Below are 12,296 nucleotides of genomic sequence, written 5' to 3'. Positions count from 1 at the left end.
TGGTACAAAACAAAAAACCTCTTCGACAAGAAGAGGTTTTTGCGCACGCTTATTCCCCTCCTTATCTCCCGGGATGCGTCGCATCCCGCAGGAATTGGCACCGTGTTATACATAACCGGTTGCCGGGCGTCATCGGGCCAGTCCCTCAGCCATCTCTTGATAAGAAGTCCGTATTTCGTTGTCACGCACTTGAGTATAACAAGCACAAGCTTCGCTTGTCAATCGGTTTTTTCTACTCCTCCCCCGGTCCATGGGGAGTCGGCCTTGCCACGCCGGTGCGCCGCGCCACCTCGACGACGGCCCGGGCGACGACCGAGGCCACCTCTTCATGGAAGATGGAGGGGATGATGTGTTCGGCTGACAACTCCTCCTCGGGAACGAGGCCGGCCAAGGCGTAGGCGGCGGCTAAGGACATCTCGTCGCTAATCGTCCTGGCGTGGCAGTCGAGGGCGCCCCGAAAGATGCCGGGGAAGGCCAGGGCGTTGTTGATCTGGTTGGGGTAGTCGGATCGGCCGGTGGCGATGACGCCGGCGATGTCATGGACCGTCTCGGGCTCGATCTCCGGTTCGGGATTGGCCAGGGCGAAGATGACAGGCCGGGCGGCCATGGTCTCCACATCGGCCCGGTCTAAGACACCGGGACCGGAGACACCGATAAACACGTCGGCGCCGGCGACAACCTTTTTCAGGGGTCCCTTGACACAGCCTGCGTTGGTGTGTTCGGCGATCCATCGTTTGGACGGCTGCGACGGCCCTTCATCCCGGGAGATCGCCCCTTTGCGGTCGCAGACGATGAGGTCTGTGGCGCCGGCCTTCAGCAGCATGGCGGTGATGGCCATACCGGCTGCGCCGGCGCCGGCGATGACGATCCGCGCCTGCGCCAGTTCCTTGCCTACCACCTTCAGTGCGTTCAGGAGCCCTGCCAGGGTGACGATGGCCGTCCCGTGCTGGTCGTCGTGAAAGACGGGGATGTCAAGGATTTCGGACAGCCGCTGCTCGATCTCGAAGCACTTCGGCGCAGCGATGTCTTCCAAATTGATGCCGCCAAAGGCCGGGGCGATGGCCCGGACGGCGTCGATGATCGCCTGCGGCTCATGGACGTCCAGGCAGATGGGCACGGCATTGATGCCGGCAAAGCGCTTAAAGAGGACCGCCTTGCCCTCCATGACCGGCAAAGCGGCCGCCGGACCGAGGTCGCCCAGGCCGAGGACGGCGGATCCGTCGGTGACGATAGCGATGGCGTTACCCTTCATCGTGAGAGGAAAGGCCATGTCCGGCTCCCGAGCGATCAACTCGGAGATAGCGCCGACGCCGGGAGTGTAGATCAGGGAGAGGTCTTCCCGGTTGGCGACGGGACAGCGGGAACGTACCTCGATTTTGCCGCCCACGTGGCGGAGAAAGACACGGTCGGCCACGCGGATGACCTGCACACCCGGCGTCTCCCGCAGTTCCGCCAGCAGACGCTCAAAGGCGCGGCTGTCGTGGAGGCGGACCATCAGTTCCCGTATCACGTGGGTGGTCGAGGCCGACACCAGGTCGATCGATCCCGGGTGCCCCTCATGGGCGGCGATAATCGAAAGCACCTGGGCCAACATCCCCGGCTGGTTTTCCAGTTTGAGACGCAGCAACACGTTCACCGCAATCGACATGACAACACTCCCTATCTTGGCGCCGCGTGAGCGGGCGCGAGTATGTAGAGTAGACCCTCGTTTCTGTCATCCCTTCACAGGAAGTATTGCACATTTTCCCCTTCAATCCCTTCACAAAGTCCAGAAAAAAAGAAAAAAGGGACTTATTACAATCCCTTTTTATCAAAAATTTAATATGGATGAATGGAGGTGGTGTCTAGCCTGAGAAGGGCGCTCTAGGGGTCCATGCGAAACTGTTTGGCTTTTTCTTGGAGCGATTGAGCGGACTGGCTGAGCTGGCCGCTGCGTTCGGCCATCTCCTCGGCCACAGCCGCCTGCTCCTGCGTAGAGGCGGCCAGTTGTTGCGAAAGGGCCGAAAACTCGCCGGCCACCCCTTCGATCACCCCGGCCGACGCGTTCATCGCTTTCACGGAGGCAGAGATCATATCGACGGCTTCCTGCATCTGACGAACACTGCCTTCAGTGCGCATGGCCGACCCGATGACCTGCTCCAACGCTGCGGCCCCTTGCCGGATCAGGCCCACCTGCTCGCCGATCGATGTCACGTTGGCGTTCATCATATCGACCATGCCCGAGATCTCCTGCTGCATGTTGCTGACAAGGCTCGTGATCTGCGTCGCTGCCCGGGCTGATTCCTCGGCCAGCTTGCGCACTTCATCGGCGACGATGTGAAAGCCACGCCCATGCTCGCCGGCTCTCGCCGCTTCAATGGCAGCGTTCAAGGCGAGCAGATTCGTCTGCTCGGCGATGCCGGTGATGGAGGTGGTGATCACCCCGATCTCCTCGGATAGCCCGTTGAGCCGGCGAATCGCCGCCGTGCTGGCGTCGACGGACTGACTGACGCCCTGGAGGTGCTGGGACGCTTTTTCGATGGTGTCGTGACACTGGGTTGCCGCCGCCGTCGATTGTCGGGCGTCCTGGGCCAAGGCGTTTGAAGCCGCTTCCCCCTCATGAACATGCAATTCGCTGGCTTGCACATGGTCGCGAAAACGGGCGACCTCCGCCACCTGCTTGCCGGCGCCTTCCGCCAACCCTCCGACGGCTTCGGCGAGTTGTGTCGCCGCCTCACCCACCTGGTTGGCCGATTCGGTCAGGTGACAGGACGATTCGTCCAGTTGTTTCGACTCTGCCAGCACCTGGCTGACGATGCCGCGCAGGTTGACGGTCATTGTGGTGAAGGACTGGGCCAACTGGCCGAACTCGTCTTGAGAAACAACTTCGTTTTTCACCACAGATAAATCGCCCTGGGCGACGCGCTCCGCCTGTTCTTTCAGGTGTCGCAGCGGACGGGCCACGCGTCGCTCGATCAGCAGATACAGCAGTAGGGCAAAGAGGGCGACGGCCAGCAGGAAAATGGAGAGGTTCGTCCAAAGCAACCGTGTCGCCGGCGCATTGACCTCCGCTTCCGGAATGGCGGCCACAAGCTTCATCCCCGTGTTGCCGATCGGCACAAAAACGGCATGCTGCGCCACCCCGTTCATCGTCAGGTGGGCCAGCCCGACTTCTTTGGCTTCCACGACCTGTTTTCCAAACTGTTGCAACTGGGGATCCTGCTCATCGAGGATTTTATCTTTCAGGTTCTTGCTCTCATCGGGGTGGGCCAGGTAAAAGCCCTGTTGGGTTACGATAAAGGCCCGTCCTCCCTGCCCGACGCGGATCTGCCGCACCGCTTCAGTCAGTTCCTTTAAGCCAATGTCAACAGTGGTCACCCCGATCCTCTTCCCTGCCAAACGGATGGGATGGCTGGCGGTGAGCATGGGAACGCCCGTCACCGTGTCTACATAGGGCTCGCTCCAGATGGCCCCGCCGGGGCTGTTCATGCCGTTTTTGTACCAGTCGTATTGAAAATAGTCGTACTCGGCGTTGCTGTAGTCCCAGGTCAGTTTGATCTCATTGCCCTCTTTGTAGAGGTAGGGGCCGAAGTACGTGCCTTTCTCCGGATAGACGCCCGGTTCCAGCCAAAATCCGGCGCCAACACTCATGGGCAGGCTCTTCAGGTGTTCCCGAGTCATGTTCAACAAGTCCTCACTATGTTGCGGACCTAATGCGCCCACATCGTTGGCGATGGTTTGGCTCATGGCGCCGGTGATGGCGATCTGCGACTCCAACCGGGACGCCTCCATCTCCGCCTGCAAACGCATGCGCGACAGCGCTGACGCATCGACGTTATCCTTGGTGTACATGAAACTGACAACTGTTTGAACGGCAAAAATCGCCACGGTAAGCAGGAGGGTAAACCCCACTAACAATGACTTGATGCTTTTCATCGCCACTCACCCTTTTCCTTTTTGTGATTGCTATTACAATTACGACATTCGACATGGTATTCCCTTTTCCTCAAGTGAAGGCTTAAAGAAAACTTAAAATTTCGATAGCATATCTAGCATGTACATTGAATTATTTATTCGATTTGTATTTTGTGAAAAAATAAAAAACCGCAATCCCTCCCAACAGCGGTTGGAAAGGGAATTGCGGTTTTGCTTTCCCCTCGGAATCATCGCGCCTTTACACCCCGCCGAGCATCTCCAGGTAGGCTTGCACCCGCGTGCGAATCTGCTGGCTGTCGCCTTCCGAGTAGTCCGTCTCGATGTGCAGGACAGGGATCTCACGCTGCTCCCGCAGGTAGTCGCGGACGATGCGGGACTCCACGTTGTAGGTGTGGCAACCCTGCCAGGTGATGTCCACAATGCCATCAGCCTTGTACTCGTCGACAAGGCGGACGAGCAGTTCCAGGCGGTCTGTATTGGGGCTCATGCAGGAACAGGGGGTGGCCAGGTACTTCTCACCGATCGCCTCCATCGGTGGCTTCGTCTCATCGACAGTGACGAGAAACTGCTTCATGCCGGCGCAGTTCTCCAGGAAGACGACGGCAGCCCCGGATTCTTCAATGATGCGGATGACCTTCTCCGTGCCCACGCCGGTAGGGACGCCGGTGACGATGATGCGCTTGGCCCCTTTGGCGGCGGCGCCAACGCCTTGGGCGATCCGCTCGTCCAGTTCGGCCATCAGTTCCTCCACCTGTTCCGCAAAGGCGGCGCGATCAAAGCAGAAGTTTCTCGACCAGAGCACCTTCAGCAGGTCTTGACCGGAGAGGGGCACCGGGTCGTGCTTGAGGTAGCCGGCGAGACGCTGCATGAGTTGGCGCTCGGCGTTCAGTTCCTTGATGGCTTCCACCAGCGCCTCGTCGGTGATGGTCGTCTGGAAGAATTCCTCCAGGGCGCCTTTGGCCCGCTCCATCTCAGCCATCCAGTAGTTGCGGTCGGCCTCGCTCTGGCTGCCCGCCGGGAGGCTCATCACATGCATGGGCTTGAACTTGCCCATCAATTCGAACATCTTCTTCTTGCCGTCACAGGTCGTCTCGCCCATGACCAGGTCCGAGTGGAGGAAAAAGGGGCACTTGTCGGTGATGGCAAAGCCGTAGGAAGACTTGATCAGGGGGCAGAAGTTTCGCGGCAGCACCTTTTCGCCGTCATTGATGGGCTCCTCCTTGGTGGCGCAGAGGGCCACCGGCACGGCGCCGGCCGCGATGGCCAACTCCTGGGGCGCGAAGACGCAGTAGTGTCCCATCACTTTTTTTCCTTTTTGCTTTTCCGCGATGATGGAACCGGCCGCCTTCGGGATGGCGACGTCAAAAAAGGCCATGGTGTAGGGGCGTTCTTCGGCGATGACAGACATTTCCGACTCTCCTTCTTTCGTGGCATTTCCATGCCATTTTCGCTTACGTTCACATCTTTTAGAACAAATTTTATTCGCGGTTCTCTCGCAGACGGCGTACATCTTCAAATGCTTTCACCGGCTTTTCAGCCCGCCGCCTTTTCCCTGGCGATCAAGGCAGCGCCGATGGCGCCGGCGAAGGGCGACTGTTCCTTCACTTCCACGGGGCAGCCCAACGCTTTTTCCAGGGCTGCGCGGACACCGGCATTGCGGGCCACACCGCCCGTAAAGAGAACCGGTCCCGGTGCGCCGAGGCGGGCCACCATGGCAGATACCCTGCGGGCCACCGACTGGTGCAGCCCGGCGATGATCGCGCGCCGGTCAATGCCCTGGTTGAGCAGCCCGATCACCTCCGATTCGGCGAAGACGGTGCACATGGCGTTGATCGGCTGCGGCTGGGCTTCAACGCTCCCCGGTATGCATGCGCCCATGTCGGCCACCTCCATCCCCAGGGCATGGGCCATGACGGCCAAAAAGCGGCCCGTTCCGGCGGCGCATTTGTCATTCATGACAAAATCGATGACACGACCGGTAGAACTGACGAGAATCCCTTTGGCATCCTGGCCGCCGATGTCGATGACGAGTCGCACGCCGGGGCGGAGATGCACCGCTCCCCGGGCATGACAGGCGATCTCCGTCACCGCCGAATCGAGAAAAGGCAGATTGACCCGCCCGTAACCGGTGCCGCAGATATAGGCCAGTTCCTCCTTAGTTCGCCCCCAGGCGGTCAATGCCTCCTGGAGCAGTTCCCGGGCCGTCTCGCCGGGGCTCCAACCGGAGGGGCGCTGCCAAAAGCCAAAACGATTTTCGTCGTGAAGGACCAGTTTCACCGCTGTTGAGCCGGCGTCAATGCCGGCCACGACGATAGCCGCCCCAGTCGCCTTTGGTGCTCCTGGTGCGGCGATTGCGCTTTTGCTGTCCAATGTAACCACCTTTATGCTCAGGATTTTTTTAACCGTCGCTACAGATTCGACGACACAAGCAAAAATAGTTCGGCTTTCAGTACCGGCTTTCCTGTAGAGACAAGTGAAAAAATGAGTAAGGGCGCCTTCGAATGTGCAGCGCGCTGAGTCACTTCTAAAGCGAAGAAAGGGCGAATAGACATTACAGTAAAGTTTCCACCTAATATTTCCCAAAAAAGGTCTTGCCTGTCCGCAAGGCCTTTTTTGACGGAGGTCGATTCGCCTTGAACCTGATCGCGCGCCGGGCCGCCCTCTGTGCGGCCATGGTAGCCGGCGCCCTCACCCTGCACGGACTTCAGTCCGCCGCCCTGACCTGGACGGAGGCCTACGCTCCGGCAGATTCCACAGCGCAGGCGCAACCGCAGCGGCAACCACATCTGGCAGTGATGACGCCGGAGGCCGGCACGATCACCTTCCTTGTCGGGAAGGAGCGCTTTGCCTTCGTCCCCGGCCAAGGCGCCGATTACCTGTCGCCGGGAACATGGTCCTACCTCCCCACCCTGGATCCGGAAACGGCAAGGCAAACGGCTGTCCTTTTCGCTGATGCGCTGCCGAAACACCTCCGGCTCCGCGAAGGCGGCCTGGAACGGATCGCCTCGGCGATCCTGGAGGGAGAAGAGGTCACCGTTGCCGTCCCCTCCTGGGTCATCGCGGCCGAGATCGTTCTCCCGCTCACTCACGTGAGCTACAACGGGGGACGCAACGCCTCGACGGCCCTGGACCATCTGGACGGCTATGTGCTGAAAGCCAATGAAACCTTCTCCTTCAATGATGTCGTCGGGCCCCGGTCGGCCGATCGCGGTTTTATCACAGGCATGTCGCTGATCGATAACCGCTTCATCCAGGAGCAGGGCGGCGGCATCTGTTTCGCCTCCACCATCGTCCACCAGGCGGCCTCGAGGACAGATGTGGAGGTCGTGGAACAAAATCACCACTCCCGCCCCGTCGCCTATGTCCCGCGCGGCGGGGACGCCACCGTCTACTACGGGGAACTGGACTACCGCTTCCGCAACGGCGACGCGCTGATGGCCTTTGAAAAGTTGCAACGGCCCAACGGCTTGGGACTCCGCTTGTGGAAATCGATGCATTGACACAACAGATTGTCATATCCGGATTTTTGGGAAAATGTCATGGACCGCGGTCTGAAGGGAGAAAATCGATTCGCCACACCCATGACCGTATTCGGATGAAATGCGACCCCCTCATGCCTCATGGTTGCGTTGAAAAGACTCATGATTTCCATTATCGTGGTAAGGAGAAATTTAAAAAGGAGTGGGGCCTTTGTCGACCATCCAGGCAGGCGTTCTCGACATCCTTGGCATCCCCGGCATGGAGCACACCTACGCCATCGCGGACGGAAACATCAACTTTCACGACTACTGGACCGTCAGCACCGACCCGAAAGACTTTCCCAAACCCCTCTACACGCCCGACCATGTCGAGATCGGCGCCGCTGTAGCGTGCAATCTCTACGTGGCCCGCGGTTTGGCGGAATTCGGCGTCCCCTCCAGCCTGGACCGCACCGAATACAACCACGGCCCCCTGAGCGGCGGTTATATGGATCTGGGCGACTGCGCCGGCATCATCTACGCTTACATGGGCGTTTGCCACCAGATGTGCAACGTGATCCTCTGCTCGGCTGAAGGTGTAGACAGTTGCCCTGTCAACTGGAACAACAAGCTGAATGACAGCCGCTGGGTCTTCGGCTTCCGGGGAACCATCCACCCCTATGATTATCAGGCGGGCGCCCAGACCTTTGAAAAGTACCTCTGCACCATGCGCAGCAAGCTGATTGAATTGTCCAAGTATCCCGAACCGCCCACAAGCGATCAATTGCCCGGTTATTTTGACGACTTATATGCCGCATTACATAAAGATATCCGGGACCACTTGGGCGAAAAGCCCGTGAAAGAAAACCGCACCTCTCCGATTCAAAAGCTCTTGACGGCATGTCTGGGTCTGGAACATAAATTCGAGTCCTTCTTCGACCACATCCTGGAAGGCGATCACACGTTTACGACAACGAAACACGGCCTGGACAACCTTCTGCTTCGCGGCCAAGTAGACCGCAGTGAGTACGCCGAAAGCGTCAACAGCGCCCACTCGGACCTGCTCGCCCACCTGGCAAACGTCTTCGATGAAGAGGGATTCAAAAAGATCTTCGGCCGCTCCCCGTCGGATCCCACCAGCCCGCTGATCATCCCCGAACTGATGCCCCAGTCTTACGAAGGCGTGAAAAAAGCGCTGAAACTGTGATGGCAAATGATATCCGATTGTGTTCTTCATTGGCGCTATGCAGGCGCCATTTTTTTATTGGCAGGAAAAACAAGATTTTCACCGAAAAAGTTTACCAAACAACGCGCCCCCGCTCCCTCGCGATTAGCCTTCTCGCTCACGACCATTTCGCTCGATCATTCTGCAACAGAGAGGAGTCTATTGACATGTCCACCGGCAAACCGGACAGTCACCCAGAAGGCGGACACCCCAGCGAGTACCTCAACGATATGGCCGAATGGGGCAATCAGCAGTACAATCCCGGCCGCTACCTCGGCGGCGAACTTCCGCCACACCTCAAATACCCCAAACCCATCGTTCGCTGGATGGCGAGAATATCCCTTATCTTCATAGTAGGCAGCGTGATCTATCAATTAATCCAGTTTTCGGTCCAAGTCGCCCAGTAGAAAAGCGCGGTTTCACTGCGATACAGTGCACGCCCGCATGGGGGTATTCCCATCTGTTCGACCAGTGAGAGGCAAATAAATGTGAAAGATTCCCTTCTAAAAACAAATCTCCTTAGCCTGCTTTATGGCATCGCGCTGTTTGCGGCGACTGTATTACCCCTGAACATCGGCAGGATTGAACATCTCACTGGGTTACCCTTAGACCAGATAACGAAAATATCTATCATCGTGTACCTCACCGGTCTTGTTTTTTGCTCATTGCTGTTCCCAATCCTCACGAAAGCTTGGCTGGGTGGAAAAAAAATCGCTTTTCTTTCCTGCGTACTGTGGTTTCCTTATTGGCTCCTCTTCACGCTCACCTTTTCCTTCACTTTTCCGAACCACCATCCTGGCGACGAGGATAATTACGGCGCGGCCTTTTTCATCATCGGCATGTTGCTTATGTATCCCTTTTATATACTGCTCATGACTGGGATCAGTACCATGATTAAAGATAAACGTTAGCGTTTCCTCATAAACGTGTAATAGAATTTGATACCAAAAACCAGCCCGCAACGGCTGGTTTTTGATTCTTTATGGCTTTCGCCCCGTTGTGGGGACGTAAAGCAGATTGTTTCCCGAGCGTACCCATCCTTACGAAAAATAAAAACCGCCTTTCCCGATCGGCACAGCCTGCGGGCATAGGCGGTTTTAAGTCGATTTTAGTTGAGGGTATCGTCCTAGGATGCTATACCTTAAACTTCCCCAGCGCCCCTTGCAGTTCCTCGGCCAACCTGGCTAGGGCGTGGCTCGACGCGGCGATCTCTTCCATAGAAGCAGACTGCTCCTCTGTCGCAGCCGAGACCGTCTGTGTTTGCCCCGCCGTATCCTTGACGATCCGGTCGATGTCCCGCACTGATGTGACAATATGCTGGCTTCCCCGGGCCAACTGTTCGATGGAAGAAGAGATCTCCTTGATTTGGGCGGAAACCTGACCGATCAAGGACACAATCTCTTGGAATGCCTGTCCGGCCTTATTGACCACATCGGCCCCCAGGGCGACTTCCCGTGTGCCGTCATGCATCGCAACAACGGCCTTGTCGGTCTCCGTCTGGATTTCGCCGATCAGGTTTGCGATCTGCTGGGCGGCCTCCTGGGACTGCTCCGCCAACTTGCGCACTTCGTCGGCGACGACGGCAAAGCCTCTCCCCTGCTCCCCGGCGCGGGCCGCTTCGATGGCCGCGTTCAGCGCCAGCAGGTTCGTCTGCCCAGCGATGCCGGAGATGGTGTCCACGATCAGGCCGATCTCCTTCGAGCGTTCTCCCAGTCGGGCTACCACTTGGGCAGAACCTGAAACTGTCGTCTCAATGCTCTTCATCTGGCTGACTGCGGCGTTGACGGCTTTATCGCCCTGCGCGGCAGCGCCGGCTGTCTTTTCCGCCATGGTCGTCACGAGATTGGCATTCGCCGAAACCTGCTGGATGCTTGTCGACATCTGCTCAATGACGTCCACCGTGGTCTCCACAGCGTGCATCTGCCGTTCCGCCCCTTGGGCCACACCGGTGATGGTCATCGCCACCTGGTTGGTCGCCTGGGCCGACTGCTCTGCGCTGGCGGTGAGCTCTTGCGATGAGGCGGCAACAGTTTCAGCCGTGCTTGCCACATGAATAATCAACTTGCGGAGATTCTGCGTCGCTGTTTGCAGGCTTGTCAGCAGTTGACCCAGTTCATCCTGGGACCGAACAGGCACTTCCCGGGTCAAGTCCCCATCAGCCATCGTTTTGGCCACATCCATGCCTGCATTGATCGACGTAAGGATCGGCCGGGCGATCACTGTAGCGACGGCCATTCCAACCAGCAGCCCCATCGCCAGAATGATCATCAACAATCTTTTCAAGGCATGCTCCTGTTCTGCAATATGTTCGCTCGCCTCCAGGAACAACTGGGTTCTCATTTCGCTAAACTTCTGCACTTCCGCGATCAGCGCCGCATTGTCCGGCGCAGCGATTGAGCCCATGTAGGCGACGGCAGGCGCTTGTCCTTGCGTGTCAAAGAGCGCAAACATCTTCCCGGGATGGGGCGCAAACTTTTGCGCAGCCCCATTTACCGCCGCCAAAGACTCTTTGTTGTCGGCGATGGTGTGATTCAAGAACGTTAAGGCATCGTTCGCTTCCTTCTCAGCCTTCGCATATTCATCTTTAAATTTGGGGTTTCCCGTAGCCAGATACCCGCGAATTCCCGCCGCCTGCCGCGCCACATTCAAAGCCAGCTTCTGGCTGTCATCTTTCATCTGGATGTGATATTCGATGAGATACTGCGTGTCCGCTTCTATCTTGGATAACTGCGCAAATACAACGCCTACGATGATGGCCATAAGTGCAATCATTACGCCGAAACCGCCATAAATCTTGGTGCGAATGTTCATATGTTGTCATTCCCTTCGTTACACTTGCGTCAATTTCTTTTCCGCAGCGAATTCGTTCGCGCTTTCACCCCCATCAACCATTTTTCTTTCATGCGAGTCTTGGTACACCGTCTTCGCCGCAAAGAACTTGCGCATTGAATCACATATTAATATTTCTACGAAAAACAGCCTTATCCTTTTTCACGCCAGCGGCGCGACCTTTGTTTCGTCTCCGCATATGTTGATGCGGGGGTGTTCCGATGGCCTATGTATGGGGAGTGGACTCGGCCTCGCCGGTCGATAACCGATTGCTTCAATGTGTACTTACCCGTTTTGGGAAGCCGCTTTTTTGGGGGAGATACCTGTCTACGGTTCCGCGCGCCGCTTCCGGTTTGACAAGGGCTGAAATTGCATTCCTCCATCGTCAAAACATTAAAGTCTTGCCCATCTATAACGCTTTCCGGTCTGCCGTAGGGTACGGAAACGGAAAAACGGTGGCCCGCGAGGCGGTTCGGTATGCTTTGCGATTGGGGATCTCCCGAGGAACCTATCTCTTTGCCAATATCGAACATTATTTTCGCATTGACGAAGGCTGGATCCGGGCATGGGTGGATACGATTCGGATGTCGGGATATAAACCGGGCATCTATCATGACCCCATCCGCGGCCAATTCAGCAAAGCCTTCTGCAGCGCCGTAAAAAAAGACGCCAGGGTAAGGCGCGAGACGGTATTGTGGAGCGCTCAGCCGGAGATCACGACAACGGGACCGAGGAATGCGCCTGCCTTTGCACCCAACAGGCCACCCTGTCGGGGAAATGTCTGGGCATGGCAGTATGGGCGCGATTCGAGGGTGTGCCCCATTGATACGAACCTCATCGACAGCAGGTTGTATAATCAACTTTTCTAA

Annotated in this window: 10 protein-coding genes and 1 riboswitch; of the genes, 5 read left to right on the top strand and 5 right to left on the bottom strand. The window is 57.4% G+C overall.

Annotation, left to right across the window (positions count from 1 at the left end; all coding sequences use genetic code 11):
* Positions 1-58: 58 nt before the first annotated feature.
* Positions 59-166: riboswitch (SAM riboswitch) on the bottom strand.
* A 66-nt stretch (positions 167-232) separates the two neighbouring features.
* The 4 genes from GTO91_RS11450 to GTO91_RS11435 all read right to left on the bottom strand — a co-directional run bounded on the left by GTO91_RS11450 (position 233) and on the right by GTO91_RS11435 (position 6,285).
* Positions 233-1,648, bottom strand: coding sequence for an NAD-dependent malic enzyme (locus GTO91_RS11450; RefSeq protein WP_161258856.1), 1,416 nt, complete (start codon positions 1,646-1,648; stop codon positions 233-235).
* A 215-nt stretch (positions 1,649-1,863) separates the two neighbouring features.
* Positions 1,864-3,915 (bottom strand): methyl-accepting chemotaxis protein, encoded by a 2,052-nt coding sequence (locus GTO91_RS11445; RefSeq protein ID WP_161258855.1) that lies wholly within the window; start codon positions 3,913-3,915, stop codon positions 1,864-1,866.
* A gap of 238 nt (positions 3,916-4,153) precedes the next feature.
* Entirely contained in the window at positions 4,154-5,323 is a 1,170-nt protein-coding gene (locus tag GTO91_RS11440; protein WP_161258854.1) for a double-cubane-cluster-containing anaerobic reductase, read from the bottom strand.
* A gap of 125 nt (positions 5,324-5,448) precedes the next feature.
* A complete protein-coding gene (locus tag GTO91_RS11435) occupies positions 5,449-6,285 on the bottom strand; it encodes an acyl-CoA dehydratase activase (RefSeq protein ID WP_170294217.1) in 837 nt (278 codons plus the stop codon).
* A gap of 263 nt (positions 6,286-6,548) precedes the next feature.
* On the opposite strand from GTO91_RS11435, the gene GTO91_RS11430 reads away from it, so the two are divergent.
* The 4 genes from GTO91_RS11430 (at position 6,549) to GTO91_RS11415 (ending at position 9,509) form a co-directional block, all read left to right on the top strand.
* Positions 6,549-7,415: a VanW family protein gene (locus tag GTO91_RS11430; protein ID WP_161258853.1), complete on the top strand. Its 867-nt coding sequence runs from the start codon at positions 6,549-6,551 to the stop codon at positions 7,413-7,415.
* A gap of 190 nt (positions 7,416-7,605) precedes the next feature.
* Positions 7,606-8,580: a hypothetical protein gene (locus GTO91_RS11425; RefSeq protein WP_161258852.1), complete on the top strand. Its 975-nt coding sequence runs from the start codon at positions 7,606-7,608 to the stop codon at positions 8,578-8,580.
* 185 nt (positions 8,581-8,765) lie between these two features.
* On the top strand, positions 8,766-9,005 hold the full coding sequence (locus tag GTO91_RS11420) for a hypothetical protein (RefSeq protein ID WP_161258851.1): 240 nt from the start codon (positions 8,766-8,768) through the stop codon (positions 9,003-9,005).
* Positions 9,006-9,086: 81 nt separating this feature from the next.
* Positions 9,087-9,509 carry a hypothetical protein gene (locus GTO91_RS11415; protein ID WP_161258850.1) on the top strand — a complete coding sequence of 141 codons (423 nt, stop codon included), beginning with the start codon at positions 9,087-9,089 and terminating at the stop codon, positions 9,507-9,509.
* A gap of 223 nt (positions 9,510-9,732) precedes the next feature.
* Here GTO91_RS11415 and GTO91_RS11410 read toward each other — a convergent pair whose 3' ends face one another.
* Positions 9,733-11,409, bottom strand: a complete 1,677-nt coding sequence (locus GTO91_RS11410) for a methyl-accepting chemotaxis protein (protein ID WP_235919556.1) — start codon at positions 11,407-11,409, stop codon at positions 9,733-9,735.
* Positions 11,410-11,648: 239 nt separating this feature from the next.
* On the opposite strand from GTO91_RS11410, the gene GTO91_RS11405 reads away from it, so the two are divergent.
* Entirely contained in the window at positions 11,649-12,296 is a 648-nt protein-coding gene (locus GTO91_RS11405; protein WP_161258849.1) for a glycoside hydrolase domain-containing protein, read from the top strand.

The sequence above is a fragment of the Heliomicrobium undosum genome (genome assembly GCF_009877425.1).
In the GTDB taxonomy this organism is placed as follows: domain Bacteria; phylum Bacillota; class Desulfitobacteriia; order Heliobacteriales; family Heliobacteriaceae; genus Heliomicrobium; species Heliomicrobium undosum.
Note: the sequence above shows the minus strand (reverse complement) of the source record. Positions and strands in the feature narration are given on the sequence as shown.

What these genes read in the sequence shown, in the direction of transcription:
- GTO91_RS11410 (WP_235919556.1), bottom strand. Translation starts at nt 11,409, where the DNA reads ATGAACATTCGCACCAAGATTTATGGCGGTTTCGGCGTAATGATTGCA.
- GTO91_RS11445 (WP_161258855.1), bottom strand. Translation starts at nt 3,915, where the DNA reads ATGAAAAGCATCAAGTCATTGTTAGTGGGGTTTACCCTCCTGCTTACC.
- GTO91_RS11420 (WP_161258851.1), top strand. Translation starts at nt 8,766, where the DNA reads ATGTCCACCGGCAAACCGGACAGTCACCCAGAAGGCGGACACCCCAGC.
- GTO91_RS11440 (WP_161258854.1), bottom strand. Translation starts at nt 5,323, where the DNA reads ATGTCTGTCATCGCCGAAGAACGCCCCTACACCATGGCCTTTTTTGAC.
- GTO91_RS11450 (WP_161258856.1), bottom strand. Translation starts at nt 1,648, where the DNA reads ATGTCGATTGCGGTGAACGTGTTGCTGCGTCTCAAACTGGAAAACCAG.
- GTO91_RS11405 (WP_161258849.1), top strand. Translation starts at nt 11,649, where the DNA reads ATGGCCTATGTATGGGGAGTGGACTCGGCCTCGCCGGTCGATAACCGA.